Source organism: Flammeovirgaceae bacterium SG7u.111, assembly GCA_034044135.1.
GTDB lineage: Bacteria > Bacteroidota > Bacteroidia > Cytophagales > Flammeovirgaceae.
Map to the genome: position 1 here is coordinate 2698479 of CP139021.1, position 18778 is coordinate 2717256.

Here is an 18778-nt window from a genome sequence, read left to right on the forward strand (position 1 = left end):
GGAAGTGTAAAATAAGTTTAAGCGGCGAAGTGGTTTTAAAAGAGAATTTGCTTCTGCAATCGTGCTTTGTCAAGCAATGTTTGGGGTTTGGAGTTCCACGAAGTTATATACATAACTTGCTATCCTTAAGTGTCATGTGGTTTGGTGGATGCGTTACTTTTTGATAATATGAAATCACGTACTCTTATTGGTAAATCATTTAGTAATAATACATCATTATTATTTGCTTGATTTATCAATACTGGATAAGTATAATATTGTATATAATGGTGATAAGTAGTTTTGAATTTAGTAATTTTTTTTGTTTCTGTATTCACAGAATATTCAAACGTAAGCATACATAGTGATTCAGAATGATTTATCCTCACAAATGGAATTCTCATTTCATCAACTAGTTGTGAGTTTACAATATCAAAACCTGATTGAAGGTATTTAATAAGCTTAACCCGCTTAAAAACACCAATTGAAATAACCAAAAAACCAAGCAAGAATACGCTGACTAAAAAGTATAATACTCCAATTGAAGATGAACCATTTGTAGTATTTACTATCCTCGAAACTTCTGGTTCGTTAGTAATGTATTCTATTGCTGTTACCTCTCCAATTTCTAAGTTTATATCTTGGCTAAATGAATAACCGCTCAAAGTGGCATTAGCTGCAACATACTCAAATTCATATTTATATATAGTATTGTCATTAACTGTAGTATTTGTCCTTGTTATCCCAACTATTGTTCCAGTGCCATTGGAGGTGCTACTTTCTACATATTTATGTGCCTCATAGTCAGTGTCCGTTATGATAACAGAAAGGAAAAGCCCAATAACCACAATAATGAAGAGTCCGAAATAAACTAAATTGTTAGAAAAAAGTAGCCTTAGCCTTATTTCTATTGGGATGTTAGTGCAAATCATTGTTTAATAGTTGAAATTGCTGGTTTATCCTCCTAAATATAGCACAGAAGAACTGGATTTCTCAGAAAAGAAAAGGCTTTTGCTCAAAAAAATACTTTTTTTATGCTGAGGCGCATTATTGGAGCTAAGTAGGATTTGCCTTCCTTCCCAATTTCCTTCAATATCTACAAGACATGGCTGGTGCGGTGCATAGGCAGGAGGTTTCCACTTTCAAAAACGTCCCGGTCGCTTCAAGCGCCCGGGCGATATACAAGAACACGAAGCCCAGTTGTTGCATAGGTTACTAAGCGTCGAGGGCTTTTGTAAAGACCCCGACGTTGTTTTTTTTGACGCAACACCGTCGTGGTCGTTTATTTCACGCCCACGACGCTTGGAGGTAAAACGAATCAGGGTTGGGCAGTTAGGCAACCGAGCGACAGGGGGCTTTTGGAAAGACCTCGACGTTGTTTTATTGGCGTAACCCCGTCGAGGTCGTTCTTTTACGCCCACGACGCTTGGATGGTAAAACGAAGCAGGGTTGGAAAATAGGTTGCCAAACGACAGGGGGCTTTTGAAAAGACCCCGTCGATGTTTTTTTTTGCGTAACCCCGTTGTGGTCGTTTATTTCACGCCCACGACGCTTGGAGGTAAAACGAAGCAGGGTTGGGAAGTAGGCAACCGAGCGACAAGGGGCTTTTGTAAAGACCCCGTCGTTTTTTTTTGACATAACACCGTCGTAGTCGTTCTTTTACGCCCACGACGCTGGGATGATAAAACGAAGCAGGGTTGGAAAATAGGCAACCGAGCGACAGGGGGCTTTTGGAAAGACCCCGTCGATGTTTTTTTTTGCGTAACCCCGTTGTGGTCGTTTATTTCACGCCCACGACGCTTGGAGGTAAAACGAAGCAGGGTTGGGAAGTAGGCAACCGAGCGACAGGGGGCTTTTGTAAAGACCCCGTCGTTTTTTTATTGGCGTAACCCCGTCGATGTTTTTTTTGCGTAACCCTGTCGAGGTCGTTCTTTTACGCCCACGACGCTGGGATGATAAAACGAAGCAGGGTTGGAAAATAGGCAACCGAGCGACAGGGGGCTTTTGGAAAGACCCCGACGTTGTTTTATTGGCGTAACCCTGTCGAGGTCGTTCTTTTACGCCCACGACGCTGGGATGATAAAACGAAGCAAGGTTGGGAAGTTAGGCAACCGAGCGACAGGGGGCTTTTGTAAAGACCCCGTCGCTGATAAAACAAGATGCCTCTAAAACGACTGCAATGATTCTTGCGTTAACTTTAGAAAAAGAGATGGACATAAAGAAAAGCACACTTAGAACCAGGTATGTATTTCCACATCTACAATCGAGGAGTGAATGGTCAGGATTTGTTTTTTGAAGAAAGAAATTATGCTTATTTCCTATCAAAGTATGCTCGGTTTGTCCACGGGTATGTAAAGACTTTCGCTTACTGCTTGCTCAAGAATCATTTTCACCTACTTATACAGGTAAGGGATGAAGATGAAATTCTTAAGCTTATCACAAAGAACAAAGATAAACCACTATACTGGCATGTGAGTAATGCTTTTTCTAGCTTTATCAAGAGTTATTCGATCACAATCAACGATACATACGGAAGGACTGGTCAGCTATTTGAAGAACCGTTCAAGCGAAAAGAGGTAAATGGGGAAACCTATTTCTCCAGCTTGGTTGCCTATATCCATACTAACCCGCAAAAGCATGGCTTGGTCAAAGACTTTAGGGACTATCCTTATTCTTCTTACCATGCCCATTTGTCGGATAAACCGACTAAGCTTTCTCGCAATAAGGTGTTAGAGTGGTTTGGTGGGAAGAGGGGATATATAGATTTCCACGAGGCAAATAGTTTTGGTTCGGACTCAGAAGATTGGATGTTGGAGTAGGTTTTCTTTAGGAAGCAACGTCCCAGACGCTCTGAGTGACCGGGGCGGGTACTTTATAAAATGAATGTCTTCAAGAAGGGTAATCACTTCGCCTGAGTCTTTGAAAAGTTGTGAATCTGTCCCTTGGCTGCATCCTATTAAGAGTAGGAGAAAACAGGTTCTATTATAGTTCATAGTGTAGGGATATAGTTTTTTATATCGCCTGCTTGCCAGCTGAAATTAGGTTGCCAATGTAAGAAATAGATATGCTAATTGTCGCTTAAGTAACTGGGCATAAGTAAACGTGTATTTGGGCGAGGTTATTTTTTCGTTAGGCTAGGCAAAAAATCCTTGCATAGCAGAGCTACGGAATGATTTTTTAACGACGCATAGTGGAAAAAGAAACAGTCCAAATTCACGATTTTTTGTGTTCAGGTACTTAATTAAACTAGAACAGGCTTCGTGCAATACGAAGCCTTTGGTTATTATTTGGAGTATTTACTGGTTTCTAATTCTCCCGATCTTTGTTGAACAAGCCATCAAAAATATCTTTGGCTTTGTCGGAAGCATCTTTGAACAGGGGATCGAAGGTGCTTTTGAAGTCCTCTTTGTAGCTTGCAGAAGCATCGGAGAAATCCTTTTTGAAATCGTTAGAAGCATCTTTGTTGTAAACGCCATTGAGTATGCCTTCGTAATCGCCGTTTCTTACCCAGTTCATCACTTCCAGTACCCTGATCACTGGCATGGGGTGGGAAAGCCCAACGGTGTTTAGGAATTTGTAAACGTTGTCTAGCAGTGTGTTGGAGTTGTTGTACTCTTCTGCTTGGGCGATAAATTCTCCCAAATCCATTTGGTCGAGTTGCCTGCCTCCAGCCATTTTCATTAGCATCTGAACGGATACTTCTGGGTTTTGGACGGTGAGCAAAGCAGCCCTATCGGCAGAAAGCTCGCTTTTCCTGTCCCATTCCTTGAGCGCAGCAATTATCCCGGCAATTGCAAGCCCACTCAGAGGTATCTGCAAGGTGAAGGCCGAGATCATCACCATAAAGTTCAATAACGTTTTGTACAGCACATGTCCACTTTTGATATGCCCAAGCTCATGGCCTAATACGCCCATTATTTCCATATCGTCCATCACATCTACCAAGCCAGAGTTGACCACAATGAATGGGTTGTCCATCCCTATAGCACCAGCATTGAAGAAGGGATTTTGGGAAATATAAAGTTCAGGTCTTTTTTCAAAGTCCAAGGTTTTACAGGCTTCCTTGTAGATTTCGTGTATTTGGGGAAATTGCTTTTTAGACACCCTCACAGCAGAGCCAAGGGTAATAAGGCGTAGGGATTTTTCGGTTGTTGCCCCAAAGAAGGTTTTGATGGCGATGTCTAGCCCAGGTACTTTTTGCAGAGCGTTGAGCGCGGCACGATCAGCTGGATGCTCCCATGCTGAAGGGTGGATACCTTTAAAATGGACTCTTTCTCTTTTATATTTTTTCGGTTTCATGATGTCTCTTTATTGGTTTAGGAACTCTGGATCTTTTCTATAATAAACATAACGATAACGTGTATTAAGTGCAATAAAAGGATAGTGCACTGGTTTATTTTGGTTATAACTGGCAGTTATTTTGGGAATTTGTTTACATGGTTCTTTTTGTGTTTTGTTCTGAAAGCGCAGTGGTTTTCTTTGTTGTTTGGGCTACAGTTTGTTTTCATAGTTTTCCCGTCATTGGTTTTGGGGAAATAGATTTGGGCTTTTGTTCAGGAAGGTTTACCAAGGTATTTATTTTTTGCAAATAGTTTGCTAGTATAGTAAACCGAGTTTTTTTAATGCATATTTGCGCGCTATTTTATAGTATGGGTTGAATGTGTTTGTAAATGATTCTTTATGAGAGGGTTGGCTAGGTTTTTTTTAATTAAATAGAGCTATGCAAAATATAGAAAATGTTGAATTGCAGTACTTGACCCTGAACGATTATCAGGAGTTGAAAGCCGCCATGATAGAGGCGTATAAAAGTATGCCCAATTCTTACTGGAAAGAGGAGCATATTAAATCGCTTATTGAGAAGTTTCCCGACGGGCAGGTAGTGATAAAGGTGAACAACGAGCTGGCTGGCTGTGCCCTTTCTATCATTGTGGATTATAAAAAGTTTGAGGGCAACCATACTTACCGAGATATCACGGGGGATTATTCTTTTGACACGCACAACAGCGAGGGCGATGTGTTGTATGGCATTGATGTGTTCATCAAACCCGAGTTCAGGGGCTTAAGGCTAGGGCGCAGGCTCTACGATTACCGCAAGGAGCTTTGTGAAAAGTTGAACTTGCGGAGCATTGCGTTTGGTGGACGTATCCCGAACTACCACAAATATGCAAACGAGATTACCCCGAAAGAATACATTGAAAAGGTGAAGCGGAAAGAGATTCACGATCCTGTGTTCAACTTTCAGATATCCAATGATTTCCATCCTTCTAAAATCCTGAAAGGGTACTTGGAAGGTGATAAGGCATCGAACGAGTTTGCCGTGTTGCTGGAATGGGATAATATCTACTACGAGAAGCAAACAGAGGACGCTGCTATTACCAAAAAAATCATTCGCCTTGGGCTTATCCAATGGCAGATGCGCCCCTACAAGAACTTGGAGGAGTTGATGCAGCAAGCTGAGTATTTCATAGATGCGGTGTCGGGCTATCGTTCAGATTTCGCCCTATTTCCTGAGTTTTTCAATGCCCCATTGATGGCAGAAAATAACCACCTTTCCGAGCCAGATGCGATTCGGGAATTGGCGAAACATACCGAAAGTATTGTCCAACGATTTTCAGAGTTGGCCATCTCCTACAATATCAATGTGATCACAGGGAGTATGCCCGAGATAAAAGATGACCTTTTGTACAACGTAGGTTATTTGTGCAAGAGAGATGGTACTATGGAGCGCTATGAAAAGCTGCATGTTACGCCAGATGAAGAGAAAGTATGGGGTATGCAGGGCGGTTCAGAGCTGAAGACTTTTGATACAGATTGTGGGAAAATCGGCATCCTTATCTGCTACGATTCAGAGTTCCCTGAGCTAAGTAGGTTGCTAGCTGACGAAGGTATGGATATATTGTTTATCCCGTTCCTGACCGATACGCAAAATGGTTATTCGAGGGTGAGGCATTGTGCCCAAGCCAGGGCGATTGAAAATGAATGCTACGTGGCTATTGCAGGAAGCGTGGGCAACTTGCCCAAGGTGCATAACATGGATATCCAGTTTGCCCAGTCCATGGTGTTTACCCCTTGCGATTTTCCTTTCCCGGTAAATGGAATCAAAGCTGAGGCAACGACCAACACGGAAATGATCTTGATAGCCGATGTAGATATTGATCTGCTGCGCGAGCTGAACCAGTTTGGTAGTGTGCGCAACCTTAGGGATAGGAGAAAAGATATTTTTGAGCTGAAGAAACGATAACCTGTCGAGAATGCCCTGTTTGTAGCAAATACTTATTTAGGGATTTGTTTGAGGAGCTGTTTGGATGAAAACTAAAATGTTCAAACAGCTCCTCCTGAATTTTTAATATGCTCTCCCTCTATTCGGCGGTACGACCTTATTGTCAATAGAATTTTTTGCATTGTTGTTTTGTAACAGGTAGAGACCCTTCCAATAATTGATCTTCTTCAAAATATGCTGTAAAAGTTTAGAACTGAAGTATATGTTTATCTCATAACAAAATTCTTTCTTTTAAGGCATAGTCTATTTATCATAGAATTTAGTCCTAATTATATAGCACTAGGCTTGAGACTGAGCATGCCATAAAAGCTCGCAAAAGTCACTAGTGTTGATTTAAAAACTTTTGAATCATCCTTGTAAAGTTGTACTTCAATTCAGATATATCATATTTTCAATAAAAGAAAATATTTGCATTCAAATATCTGATATTTAGTCTTTTACTGTTGTGGTATACATCTTAGTTAACTTAAGTCACTTCGCAAGATTATTGTTAAAAGTCATCGAAATCATCCAAATATCACTTTATACCAAAACTTATTTTATTATGATTATGAAAAGCTTATTCTTTTATGTGTGTTTAATATTTTCACTAAACACTTATGGACAATTCAACCTAATTCAAGACCCAGGATTTGAATCTGGTAGTTCATCCAACCTGTGGGGAGGTTCTTCTGTGGTAAATTCAAACCAATATGCAGGGTCTTATGCAGCACAACTGGGAGATGATACCGAATGGGGAGGAGGCTATGAAGTTATCATAACTGGTTTAACAGCGAATACTACCTACAAATTCTCTGGGTTCGTAAAAACATCTGGAGGAGAAGGACGTATAGGGGTAAAGAATTATGGAGGGAGTGAAAATTTTACCAGTTTTTCTAATACTTCCTATGGGGAGCAAAGCATAGTATTTACAACTGGTTTTGTATCGACGAAAGCTACACTTTTTGTATACAACCCAGCTGGAGACGCAGAGTATGTATTTGCAGATGATTTGTTCCTTCAAGGAATTGATTATGAGTATAACTTGATTTGGAATGATGAATTTAACTTAGATGGTTCGGTAGATACTGCTAAGTGGTCTGCAGAAAGGGGGTTTAAGCGAAATAATGAGGCACAGTATTATCTGCCTGATAATTTAACTCAAGAGAATGGTAACTTGGTAATTTCTGCTGTGCGTGACACGGTTCTTAACGAGAACTATGATCCTAATTCTTCTGATTGGAAACAAAACAGAGAAGTTGGGTATTGGACATCGGGTAGCATAGCTACATTCAATAAGTTTAAGTTTCTGTACGGAAGGGTTGAGTGTAGGGCTAAAGTGACAAATCTTTTAGGTACTTGGCCAGCTATTTGGACGGTAGGTGAACCCGATCAAGTAGGCTGTGGGGACTGGCCTGCAGGAGGCGAGATTGATATTATGGAAAATTATCAAAATAAAATATTAGGTAATTTTGCAGTAGCGGGTTCTGGTAGATGGAATGCTACATGGAATTCCAATGCCATTAGTGTAGATGAACTAGGCATTGCAAATTTTGCCGACGATTATCATATTTGGACACTTGACTGGAATGAGAATGGGATGTCAATCTATGTGGATGATGTATTGATTAATACATTTGACCCAAATACAAAAAACAACAGTGCTGCCTATGCTTGCCCAGGGTCTGCGCCTTTTAAAGAAGTTCCACAAATACTGTGGCTAAACCTTGCGCTTGGAGGAAATTCTGGTGGTAGTACTTCCGCACTACCAGATAGTACTGTTTATTTGGTGGATTATATTAGGATGTATCAAAAAGATTCATTAGCTCCAGTAACACCAATCAACCTGATTGATGACTCAGGTTTTGAGTCTGGCTCTTCATCGTATTTATGGGGCGGATCAACTGTGGTAAACTCGGATCAATATGCTGGAACTTATGCAGCCCTTCTTGAAGATAATTCACAGTGGGGAGGTGGTTATGAAGCAACTATTTCAGGGTTATCGCCCAATACTACGTATGATTTTTCTGGATTTGTAAAAACATCTGGAGGAGAAGGGCTACTAGGAGTGAAAAACTACGGAGGAAGTGAGATACAAGTTGGCTTTACCAATACAGAATATATAAAACAAAACCTCCAATTTACCACAGGTCAGAGTAGCACATCGGCAACTCTTTATGTTTATAACCCTGTAGGAGGTGCCAATCTCCTTTATGCAGATAACTTAGAATTAATTGCGTCAACTACTTCTAATGCGAGGGCAGGACAAAGTTTATTGAGAGGAGAAAGGAAGCCCCAGTCTTTATTGATATACCCTAATCCTGCTACAGATATTCTGGTATTTAGTTTGAGTTCTGAAATTGATGGAAGTGCTACCATTTCCCTGATAGATTTGGAAGGTTCAGTTATAAAGGAAAAAAGAATTGAGTTATCCAAAAGGGGGAATCAACTAGAAATTGATGTTTCTGACTTGAAAAAAGGCTTTTACATGGCAGAACTTGAGTTAAACGGCTCTATAACGACTAAAAGAGTTGTCATAGAATAGTTTGTGTGCTGGATAGAAAATAGTAGCCACCAATATGGAAATGGTTTTGATTGTCGATGTGGGCATTGACCTGCTGTGCGAGCTCAACCAGTTTTTTGGTAGTGTACGTAACCTTAGGGACAGAATGGAGGGTATATTTGAATTGAGGAAACGGTATTTTCATTATATGAACTCCCCACTTATTTGTTTTAAATAAACATAGTGGGGAGCTGTATTTTTATTACAGTTTCTGCTTAACCTAGAAGTTTACTCGCCCAGATCTACCGAAACTATATAAAAAGCACTGGTGACTGGATCTAGCGTATACATTGCATCATTTATGTTGATTTCATTATACCGAGTAAAGTTGCAGCAGTCTTCGCTTACCCTTTCCGCATCAACCGTCAAGTTGAATAAATATGTGTCTCCAACTGATACTGAAGTGGTTGAAATTCCTGATTCCCAACCTACTGATGTGATTTCTAATTGATTGAGTCCGTTTTCTTCAATAAAATTGTATGTAACATTTTCGCTTTTTCCATCAAGCGTAGCTGTTATTACAAGTTGGTTGGGATCGAAAGTGCCATTTGTGAATAAGTTTTCCCCTGTATTTATATCTACAATTTCAAAAGTAAAAAAGCTAGGAGGAGTAAAACATGCCCCACAATCGCTATCTGTTTTACATCCTTGAAAGGATGCTAAAAGCAAGCTACAAATTATGCATAGATAAATTTCCCTCATAAGTTTAGATAGTTTTGTGTGTACTATAATATAAGACAGTCAATGAATTGGAATGGTTGGTGCTAAAGCATAATTCATTCTTTTTTTCTATTAAGTACCTACCCAAAAGGAACCTACTATCCCTAGGGCTGGTTTGTGTGCCACAAACCACGGGCTTTCATTATACGATTACATTTATCCACTTACTTAAAAAAATTGCAACGTCATAAATAACAACTCCCATTTTACTTATGCATTTGCATAAGTAAAATGGGAGTTGTTATTATATCCTCTAGCGTCCAGCTTTTAACGCCTAGGTTTACTTTCTTTCAAAAACAACTTTACCACCTACTATGGTGTAATCAATTTTGGTAGCAAGTAGCGAATCGTCAGGTACGGTCATGATGTCTTGGTCAAATACGGTGAAGTCCGCCAATTTTCCTACCTCAATCGAGCCTTTGATGTCTTCTTCAAAAGCACCATAAGCGGCATCGAGCGTGTAGGATTTCAGGGCTTGCTCACGACTCATTTTCTGGTCGGCTTCGTAGCCTCCATCTGGCTCGCCTTTAAGCGTTCTTCTGGTCACTGAAGCATAAAAGCAAGCAATCGGGTCGATTGGCTCAACGGGTGCATCTGTTCCATTGATCACCTTTGCTCCGCTGTCCAACAGTTTTTGCCACACATATGCCCCGTCTTGAATCCTAGCCAAGCCCAAACGGTAAATAGCCCATGGCCTGTCGGAGCTCATGTGGATGGCTTGCATGGCAGCAATTACGCCCAATTTTCCGAATCTTGGAATGTCTTCTCCATTGATATGCTGGGCATGTTCTATCCTAAACCGGTGGTCGGTAGCTTTATCAGGATTATCTAAGAAAGCAGCTTCGTATTCATCCAATACTTCTCGGTTTGCCCTATCGCCTATGGCATGCGAGCAAACTTGAAAACCGTGTTCTAGCCCATCTCTAGTGACCATGCGCACGAAAGGAATCGGCGTAGTTTCATGGCCAGTGTGGCCAGGGCGGTCTTCGTAATCTTTTAAGAGCCAAGCGCCCCTAGAACCTAAGGCGCCGTCTACATACAATTTAATGGAGCGAACAGTTAAGAAGTTGTTGCCCAAGCCTATTTGCGGCCCTTTGGCGTACCATTCGTTCAGTAGGGAAGTATCACCGCTGCTGAGCATCACGTATAGCCTTACTTTTAGCGAATCTTTTTCCAAAAACTCGTACATAGTTTCCAGTCCTTCTTTGCCTTCTCCAGCATCGTGAAAACTGGTGATCCCGTGGGAAAGGCATTCGTCAAAAGCTAATTTCATTGCTTTAGCCCTCATCTCTGGCGTATTGTCGGGGATGTGCTTGGTGATGAGCCCCATCGCTCGTTCATTGAACACGCCCGTTGCATTGCCCAGTTCGTCTCTGATAAATTCACCACCTTCCACTTCATGGCTATCCATTCCTTCAGGAGAAATGGTTGAAACACCAGCCATTTCCATCGCTTTGGCATTGGCAAAGCCTGCATGGCCGCTTGCATGCCGCAAATACACGGGGTTGTTAGGAGAAACTGCGCTCAGTTCATCGTGGGTTTGGAAGCCGTTGACCATTTTTTCGGGTAAGCTGTCCCACTTACTTTGGTGCCATCCTCTGCCTTGAATCCATTCTCCGGGCTTGGCTTTTTTTGCAGCTTCGGCTACCATAGAGACTATTTCCTCGTAACTTTTGGTGTTGCTCAGGTCGAGGTTGAGCTTTTTGTAGCCCACGCCCAAAAAGTGCGCATGCGATTCGATTAGCCCAGGAGTCAAGGTTTTGCCCTTTAGGTCGAGCCTTTCGGTCTTGTCGTCGACCATTTTTTCCGCATCAGCCAAGTTTCCGGCAAAAACGATTTTGTCACCTTGGATCACAACTGCTTCAACAGAAGGGTTGCTTTCCGAAACGGTGTAAATAGTTCCTCCATAAATGAGCAAGTCTGCCGTCTGAGGGGTTTCGCAAGTCCAAAGGCTTACGCAAAAAAATAGCAAAAACAGCAAGCTGGGCTTTCCACTTGCTTTGTTCTTAATAGTAAAATGGTTCATAATTGTGGTTGTTTTAATTTTTTCACCTATTTCCTTATACCGATAAATATAAGGATACATATAAGTTATATAACTTATTAGAGGTTTTTTCTTTAAGGTTGAGACTGGATTTGCCCCCTTTTCAAAACTTCTGATTTTATATTCGCAACATTTCCCCTTAGCTTTCCTTCCTTCTCATGAAATGGATTAATTTTGAGCAAAATGAATGATTACGTCTTGCGAGAAATGTTTTCTTTGAATTTTTTCGCGGTGAAGGGTTTTAAATAGTAGCTAGCATTGACCTGTGAGAATAGTGGTGTGGAAATCTATAGTAGGTACTGTTTATCAACCCTCAAACTATCTTTTTCTAATATAAAAGAAGTAGCATTTATGCTTAAAAATCTGATAATTAAAAACTACGCACTTATACGAGAATTAGAGATTTCTCCTTCCAAAAATTTGAATATAATTACTGGAGAAACAGGTGCAGGTAAGTCGATCATGTTGGGGGCTATCGGGCTGCTGTTGGGCAACCGTGCAGATTCCAAAATGCTTTTTGATGAGGAAAAAAAGTGTGTGATAGAAGGAGCTTTTAAAGTGAAGGGGTACAAACTAAAAGGCGTTTTCAAGCAATTGGATCTCGATTATGAAGAGCTTTCGGTTATCCGAAGGGAAATTTCCCCTAGCGGAAAATCAAGGGCCTTCATCAACGATACGCCTGTAAACCTCGAAACGCTTAGGGCGATTTCGGGAAGGCTGTTGGATGTACATTCCCAGCACGACAACCTACTAATAGGCTCGGAAGATTACCAGCTCCAGATCATAGACGTGTACGCTGAAACTGCCACGCTTTTGGCGGATTATCAGGAAAGTTACCGAACTTTAAAAGCTGCTGAAAAAGCTTACCAACAGTTGATGTCGGAGAACGAGGAAATCAAAAAAGAATTTGATTATAACAGCCATTTGCTCAATGAACTTACGGAAGCAGGGCTAGACGATTTGGATATTCCAGCAATGGAATCGGAGTTGGAGTTATTGGAAAATGCGGAAAGCATAAAGTCCAACCTCAACGGGGTGTTGGAGTTTTTGAGCAATGCGGAGTTTTCAGTAGAAGCTGGCTTGAAATCTGCGATGGCTGCGCTTTCGCAGATAAGTGGATTTGGAAAGCAGTTTGAAGAATTGCAGGAGCGTGCGCAAAGTGTTCAGATCGAACTGCAAGATATTACCCTGGAGCTGGAGAAAGAAGAGTCAAAACTGTTTCCAGACCAAGAGCGGATGATGCAACTGAAAGAACAAGTAGATCAGGTGTATTCTTTGCAACACAAGCATCATGTACACGATATTGATGAGCTGATCGCACTTCGCGATTCTATCCAAGAAAAAGTGGATAAGGTCTTGAACTTCGATGATAAATTGGCGGAGTATAAAGCGGAAAAAGAACAGGCGTATGTTGTAGCATTGGAAAAAGCAGAATTGCTTTCGCAAAAGAGGTTGGAGTTTTTCAACCCGTTGGTAAACGAGCTGAATCTGTTGCTTCAACATTTGGGTATGCCCAATGGAAAAACGGCAATCGATCACCGAGTAGGGGAGTTGACCAAAACGGGGAAAGATGAGGTGAATATCCTGTTTAGTGCCAATAAGGGCGTGAACCCTGAGCCGATCAAAGTTGTGGCATCTGGCGGTGAATTTTCTCGCTTGATGCTGGCAATAAAGTATATCCTAGCCAGAAAAACCTTGCTGCCTACCGTTATTTTCGATGAAATAGACACAGGTATTTCGGGTGAAATTGCCATAAAAGTAGGGAACATGATGAAGGAAATGGCGGGTAGGCACCAGATTATTGCCATTAGCCACCTTCCGCAAATAGCTGCTAAGGGAGACCATCATTACTTCGTGTTCAAAGACAACAGCGCAGCTCGTACCGTAAGTAGGATCAAGCTCCTAGCCCAAGAAGAGCGCCTCAACGAAATAGCCCAAATGATAGGAGGAGCCAACCCAAGCGAAACTGCCTACAAAAATGCACAGGAGTTGATGGGATGATTTTCTGAGAAGCTGGGGGTTAGACGATAGAAGTTAGAAAAGAAAAAGATGCCATTCCGATCGCAATCGGAATGGCATCTTTTTTACATCAAGAAATAATCACATTCCAACTATTTCTAAAAATATTTTTTCAGTTGAATTTATTGCCCATTTTTCAGTAAACCACACTTATTATATATAGGCAATTTTAGATGTGTGTAATTTATTTTGTTATATGTAAAAATATTGTGTATTACCCAATATAAACGGCAACTTTTCCAATATATCTCCCGTAAATATGAAGGTAGCCTACAAAGAATTAAATTTTCTAATGCAGTTTGCATTTTTGACCTTCTAACTATCTACTTAAATGAATACATCAGCTAATAGTGCTAAATATCGGTACTTCCTCTTACAAGGTTCTGGGCTACAGCTTATCTGTAAAGCAGCTTTGCTATCTTAAGATTTTCCACCCTGAAATACACTTCGGCTTCCTTGTAATATCACAACGGTTTTTCAACCTATTTCACAATAAAGGCTGGGTTTTAATTGCCTTCTTTTGAGCTACCTTAGTCACTGGGGGTACGGCAAAGCCATTGGTCTATTTTGGAAACTAAAAACCTCTTTGTACCAAATGAGGAGGGTAGGTTGAGTTCTTTTAATCTCTCAATTTAACAAACAGTACTATGTGACCATTTTAGAATGCCTCGCAGAATTTTGACATTTTTTTCACATAATTATATCTAAAAAATCATGATAACTTTATTTGGTGTTTTAGCCTTATTGGCTGGATTTGCTATTCTTATAATTGCCTTTTTGGACAAAAGTGAAAGTGCTGGTCCATGGATGAAAAACTTTTCCTTGGCACAAGGAGCAATTGCCGTATTGATTGGAGGGGTGCTTTTGTCAGTGAACTCCATGTTCTTTTTCGCAGATAGAGGTTTTAACTATCTTTTGGTTTCGCCTACAGGTAAAATGAGTGCCGTTATGGAGCAGGGTATTAAGTTTCAAGTCCCTGGCACTAAGATTGATAAATGGCAAAAGTTCATAGACGTGAAGGTAACGGGCGAGGGTATTGAGGTAGATGCCGAAGAGGTAGAAGGGCTGATGAAGCCTGTCCCCTTGAGGTTTATCGATCAGGTAACAGCCAACGGATTTGTTTCCACTCGTTTTGAGCTTCCCCGCGATGAGGAGAGTTTTATTAGCCTTGCGGTGAAATTTAGAACCATGAGTAACTTAGTGAACAACACGATAGTGCCAACGGTGAAAGAGCAATTGGTGAATACTGCCTACATGTTTGCCGCTCAGGATTATATCTCTGGTGAAGCGCAAAGCTTTAGGCAAGCATTTGAAGAGCAACTGAAAGGCGGAGCGTATGCTGTGGAGAAAATTGTGTCGAGAGATACGGTTTATGGAGACATCCAAGAGGAGGAAGTAAGTAGGGTCATAAAAGAAGTGCAGACTTCTTATGAGGTGAAGAAGGTGTTGGAAAACGGAATTCCTAAAAGGATTAAGCACGAGTTGAGCGAGAACAAAATTATTGTTTCGCAGGTCATAGTCGATAACATAGAACTGGAAGCGACCTTTAAGCAACGCTTGGAAGCCCAAAGGGACGAATCGGCGAAGAGACAACTGGAGCAGCAGAAGGTGGAAACTGCCAAAGATGCACAGTTGAGAATTATTGCCGAGGGTGAGCGTGACAAAGCTGCTGAGCGTGTTGCCCAAGAGAAGGAGCAGGTGAAAGCCCTGATTGCCATAGAAACGAAATTGAAGCAAGAAGAAACGAATAAGAAACTTGCGGCAATTGAGTTGGAAACGGAGCGGTTGAACGCTCAGACGAAAAAGGTGCAAGCCGATGCTGAAGCTTATGAAATCTCTAGAAAAGTAAGTGCGGGTATCACCCCAGAGGTGAAGCTGCAAATGGAGCTTGACAGGGACGTGCAAGTAGCGGAGCAAATCTCCAAAATCCAATTCCCTCAGACTATGATTATTGGTGGAGATCAGAAGGGAGGAACACCTCTCGAAAGCTTGATAGGTGCGGCTATGGCCAAGCAGTTGCAAACGGTAAAACAGTAATATTCTTTAATGCCTGTTTTATAACCCAAAGCCACAAGGATGAGAATTCTTGTGGCTTTTTTGTATGGTTTTATGGCGAATGGAACCCGAAAGAATGCTTACTCCACAGGCGTGCCGTAAAGATCAAACTGCGAAGCCTCGTCAATTTTGATATTGGTGAAGTCACCTAAGCGTACGTAATGCTTTTGTGCACTTACCATCACCTCGTTATCCACCTCAGGCGAGTCAAATTCTGTCCTGCCAATGAAGTAGTTGTTTTCTTTCCTATCGAACAAAACCTTGAAGGTTTTTCCCACTTTCATTTCATTGTGCATGAGGGAAATATCCTCTTGGTGTTGCATCAGTTCCGTCGCTCTTTGTTCTTTCACTTCCTCAGGCACATCATCTTTCATAGAGAAAGAATGCGTATTTTCCTCGTGAGAGTATGTAAACACACCTAAGCGTTCAAAGCACATGCGTTGGATAAAATCAATGTTTTCCTCGTGCTCTTTTTGAGTTTCCCCAGGGTGACCCGCTATTAGTGTAGTACGGATAGCTACATTTGGGACTTTGTTCCTAATCTTCTTAATCAAGGTCTCCGTTCCTTCCCTTGTAATGCCCCTGCGCATCAGTTTGAGCATGTTAGAAGAGCCGTGTTGCAAAGGCATATCGAGGTAGTTGCAAATATTGCTGCGCTCAGCCATTACGTCCAGCACATCTTCGGGAAAGCCAGCGGGGAAAGCATAGTGCAACCTGATCCAGTCGATTCCTTCCACATCGGAAAGGTTTCTGAGTAGATCAGCCAAGTTTCTTTTCTTGTACAAATCCAAGCCGTAGAACGTAGAATCTTGGGCAATGAGCAAAAGTTCTTTTGTACCGTTCTTCGCCAAGTTCTTTGCTTCTTTCACCAGCTCCTCAATGGGGCGAGACTGGTGGCCGCCACGCATAAGCGGGATGGCGCAAAACGAACAAGGTCGGTCGCAACCTTCCGATATCTTTAGGTAAGAATAATGATTTTTGGTAGTAGTCAATCGCTCGCCAATCAGCTCTTGCTTGTAGTCCGCTTTGAAGCGCTTGAGCAAAGCGGGCAGCTCGTTGGTGCCAAACCACGCATCTACGCCCTCAATCTCCGACTGGAGCTCGTCGCGGTAGCGCTGGGATAGGCAACCCGTTACATACACCTTTTCCACCAAGCCCTCGTCCTTGGCATCCACATACCGCAAAATAGTGTCAATTGACTCCTGCTTGGCATTGTCGATGAACCCACACGTATTGATTACGATGATGTTCGAATCGTCCTTTTTAGACTCGTGGGAAGCCTCAATTTGGTTGCCCTTTAGCTGCGTAAGCAAGACCTCAGAGTCCACCAAGTTTTTGGAACAGCCCATCGTCACTATATTGACCTTATCTCTTTTGAGTTTTTTCGTCTTCAATGTTCGTAGTATTAGAATGAAAATTTCGAACCGCAAAGGTACGGTTATACTACAAGAAAAGGAATGGAGTGGGGGAGAATGTGGGTTTGCTTGTTATCTTTGGTGGAAGAACAGGGGTGGTTAAAGCCGACGGAAATTATGAAACCAACTTACATATCATTCTTACTATTTTTAACAAGTGCTCAATTTGTACTTGCCCAAAGTGCCGTTCTTACTGTTGAATTAGGGATAGAAAAAGCCGATTCTTCATTGGTCCAACTTGTATTTGTACATCCAACTCATTCTTCATCCGAAGACAATCCCCCTTTTTTTGAAAGAGTAAATTCAACAACCTTTAAGAAGCAATTGAAGGTTGATGAAGATTATAAGTTGACAATTGTTTGTATTAACTATGAGAAGGTTGATACTATGATAACTATTGAAAGCGAGGACAAGAATTTGCTGTTTCAGCTTTCAAAAAAGCCGAATCCGTTCAATTTTGAGCGTGACTTGGTAATGGGAAAATTGGAAGTGACTGTACATGTTGGTGGTTCTCAAGCTATAGTAATGGATAAAAGGATATGCAAGAAGTTTTTGAAGAAATATAAGGTGAGTTTAGCTTATGGAGGAGGAGGGTGCATTTACGATAATACAAACTATGGAAGTGTGTACAACAATCAAGTAATTAGTTATTTGGATGAAAAATATAGAGATAAATGGCGTGTGTTCTTAACTAAAATTGGGGTTGATCAATATGAAGGTTATTCATACTGATAGCGGATTTGAAATAATCAGCCTGTGACACACAGAGTGAAGCAGATAACTCCAAAATAGACGATTTACACTATTACCTGTGAGCCATAGGCATTGCTCGTAGGCTTGGCTTTGTCCTCTCTGTCACTCTTCCATAGACTTTCTCAGCGCCTGTGCAATACTGCTTTTTTGTCCAGTGGTGATTTCTTTTTCCAAATTAGCTGCGAGTATTTGCCTAATCTCACTTGCCATTTCGCCAAGTGCTTCCTCATGGATGGAGTACTGGCTGCTGGGACCGTATGAGTTATCGCTCATCAATAGGAATCCATAAGTCGAGAGAAGTTTCATGGTCTGGTCGGCATCGAGGCTTTGTGCTAAGTTATGTAGCGAAATATTGATCTTTTTCTTTTTTGTGCCTTGTTGTACATAACTTTGAAGTACTCTGTGTAAGCTTCTTGTTCAAGGAATTTTTCAATGAATACTGCTTGTTGTTTGCTATCAGACAGTTGAAGCCCAACCACGGCGCAGTAGTACTGTGGTGCTACTTCTTGTTTGGTATTTAATACATTGACTAAGCTGATCACTTCTTCGGCACTTCTGGTCTTGAGTGAGTCTAGCCTGTATGCTCTTGTTTGGGGGGTAGGGTATTGGATGAAACCAATTTCCTCTAAAAATGAAATGCCCTCTTCTGAATTGAGAAAAAGTTGTGAGTCAGTGCTTTGGGTGCATCCAATTAAGAGCAGGAAAATAAATGTTTTGATGTTGTTCATAGTGCGGACGGTATAGGTTCTTAAACCTGATACCGATTGCTTTCCAACTGATATCAGGTTGCCAATTTAATAATAGATACGCTAATGCCCGCTATAAACAAACAAAGGCTTCGTGCAATATGTGAGTGGTATAGGAGTACCCGTTTCTAGCCCTTGCCTATACCTTCCGTTTCAGCACGATTTTCCACAACATAAACTTCCCGTTCGGTTATGGAACGCAGCAATGGAATGAGCGTTTTCCAT

Annotated in this window: 13 protein-coding genes; 6 read left to right on the top strand and 7 right to left on the bottom strand. The window is 41.4% G+C overall.

Annotated features, from left to right (window positions below):
* Positions 1-125 precede the first annotated feature (125 nt).
* A complete protein-coding gene (locus R9C00_10445) occupies positions 126-911 on the bottom strand; it encodes a hypothetical protein (GenBank protein WPO37872.1) in 786 nt (261 codons plus the stop codon).
* 1311 nt (positions 912-2222) lie between these two features.
* Here R9C00_10445 and R9C00_10450 point away from each other — a divergent pair.
* The gene (locus R9C00_10450) at positions 2223-2798 is read left to right on the top strand and encodes a hypothetical protein (GenBank protein WPO37873.1); all 576 of its coding nucleotides are present in this window, start codon (positions 2223-2225) and stop codon (positions 2796-2798) included.
* Between the two features lie 487 nt (positions 2799-3285).
* On the opposite strand, the gene R9C00_10455 is transcribed toward R9C00_10450, so the two are convergent.
* Positions 3286-4278: a M48 family metallopeptidase gene (locus tag R9C00_10455; protein ID WPO37874.1), complete on the bottom strand. Its 993-nt coding sequence runs from the start codon at positions 4276-4278 to the stop codon at positions 3286-3288.
* A gap of 421 nt (positions 4279-4699) precedes the next feature.
* Between R9C00_10455 and R9C00_10460 the strand changes: the two genes are divergently transcribed.
* Positions 4700-6220, top strand: a complete 1521-nt coding sequence (locus R9C00_10460) for a bifunctional GNAT family N-acetyltransferase/carbon-nitrogen hydrolase family protein (GenBank protein ID WPO37875.1) — start codon at positions 4700-4702, stop codon at positions 6218-6220.
* 583 nt (positions 6221-6803) lie between these two features.
* The gene (locus tag R9C00_10465; protein WPO37876.1) at positions 6804-8783 is read left to right on the top strand and encodes a family 16 glycosylhydrolase; all 1980 of its coding nucleotides are present in this window, start codon (positions 6804-6806) and stop codon (positions 8781-8783) included.
* A gap of 246 nt (positions 8784-9029) precedes the next feature.
* Here R9C00_10465 and R9C00_10470 read toward each other — a convergent pair whose 3' ends face one another.
* Complete coding sequence (locus tag R9C00_10470) at positions 9030-9503, bottom strand: hypothetical protein (protein WPO37877.1); 474 nt, start codon at positions 9501-9503, stop codon at positions 9030-9032.
* A 298-nt stretch (positions 9504-9801) separates the two neighbouring features.
* Positions 9802-11547: an amidohydrolase gene (locus R9C00_10475; GenBank protein ID WPO37878.1), complete on the bottom strand. Its 1746-nt coding sequence runs from the start codon at positions 11545-11547 to the stop codon at positions 9802-9804.
* A 369-nt stretch (positions 11548-11916) separates the two neighbouring features.
* Between R9C00_10475 and recN the strand changes: the two genes are divergently transcribed.
* Both recN and R9C00_10485 read left to right on the top strand, forming a co-directional pair.
* Positions 11917-13566: a DNA repair protein RecN gene (gene recN, locus R9C00_10480; GenBank protein WPO37879.1), complete on the top strand. Its 1650-nt coding sequence runs from the start codon at positions 11917-11919 to the stop codon at positions 13564-13566.
* 732 nt (positions 13567-14298) lie between these two features.
* Positions 14299-15621 (top strand): SPFH domain-containing protein, encoded by a 1323-nt coding sequence (locus R9C00_10485; protein ID WPO37880.1) that lies wholly within the window; start codon positions 14299-14301, stop codon positions 15619-15621.
* Between the two features lie 98 nt (positions 15622-15719).
* Here the strand turns inward: R9C00_10485 and rimO are convergent, their stop codons facing one another.
* Positions 15720-17033, bottom strand: a complete 1314-nt coding sequence (gene rimO / locus R9C00_10490) for a 30S ribosomal protein S12 methylthiotransferase RimO (GenBank protein WPO37881.1) — start codon at positions 17031-17033, stop codon at positions 15720-15722.
* A gap of 138 nt (positions 17034-17171) precedes the next feature.
* Here rimO and R9C00_10495 point away from each other — a divergent pair, with 138 nt between their 5' ends.
* On the top strand, positions 17172-17786 hold the full coding sequence (locus R9C00_10495; GenBank protein ID WPO37882.1) for a hypothetical protein: 615 nt from the start codon (positions 17172-17174) through the stop codon (positions 17784-17786).
* A 123-nt stretch (positions 17787-17909) separates the two neighbouring features.
* On the opposite strand, the gene R9C00_10500 is transcribed toward R9C00_10495, so the two are convergent.
* The gene (locus tag R9C00_10500) at positions 17910-18113 is read right to left on the bottom strand and encodes a hypothetical protein (protein ID WPO37883.1); all 204 of its coding nucleotides are present in this window, start codon (positions 18111-18113) and stop codon (positions 17910-17912) included.
* A 26-nt stretch (positions 18114-18139) separates the two neighbouring features.
* On the bottom strand, positions 18140-18535 hold the full coding sequence (locus R9C00_10505; protein ID WPO37884.1) for a hypothetical protein: 396 nt from the start codon (positions 18533-18535) through the stop codon (positions 18140-18142).
* Positions 18536-18778 lie beyond the last annotated feature (243 nt).

What these genes read in the sequence shown, in the direction of transcription:
- R9C00_10450 (WPO37873.1), top strand. Translation starts at nt 2,223, where the DNA reads ATGTATTTCCACATCTACAATCGAGGAGTGAATGGTCAGGATTTGTTT.
- R9C00_10470 (WPO37877.1), bottom strand. Translation starts at nt 9,503, where the DNA reads ATGAGGGAAATTTATCTATGCATAATTTGTAGCTTGCTTTTAGCATCC.
- R9C00_10475 (WPO37878.1), bottom strand. Translation starts at nt 11,547, where the DNA reads ATGAACCATTTTACTATTAAGAACAAAGCAAGTGGAAAGCCCAGCTTG.
- R9C00_10455 (WPO37874.1), bottom strand. Translation starts at nt 4,278, where the DNA reads ATGAAACCGAAAAAATATAAAAGAGAAAGAGTCCATTTTAAAGGTATC.
- R9C00_10485 (WPO37880.1), top strand. Translation starts at nt 14,299, where the DNA reads ATGATAACTTTATTTGGTGTTTTAGCCTTATTGGCTGGATTTGCTATT.
- R9C00_10495 (WPO37882.1), top strand. Translation starts at nt 17,172, where the DNA reads ATGAAACCAACTTACATATCATTCTTACTATTTTTAACAAGTGCTCAA.
- R9C00_10445 (WPO37872.1), bottom strand. Translation starts at nt 911, where the DNA reads ATGATTTGCACTAACATCCCAATAGAAATAAGGCTAAGGCTACTTTTT.
- recN (WPO37879.1), top strand. Translation starts at nt 11,917, where the DNA reads ATGCTTAAAAATCTGATAATTAAAAACTACGCACTTATACGAGAATTA.
- R9C00_10505 (WPO37884.1), bottom strand. Translation starts at nt 18,535, where the DNA reads ATGAACAACATCAAAACATTTATTTTCCTGCTCTTAATTGGATGCACC.
- R9C00_10500 (WPO37883.1), bottom strand. Translation starts at nt 18,113, where the DNA reads ATGAAACTTCTCTCGACTTATGGATTCCTATTGATGAGCGATAACTCA.
- R9C00_10465 (WPO37876.1), top strand. Translation starts at nt 6,804, where the DNA reads ATGATTATGAAAAGCTTATTCTTTTATGTGTGTTTAATATTTTCACTA.
- R9C00_10460 (WPO37875.1), top strand. Translation starts at nt 4,700, where the DNA reads ATGCAAAATATAGAAAATGTTGAATTGCAGTACTTGACCCTGAACGAT.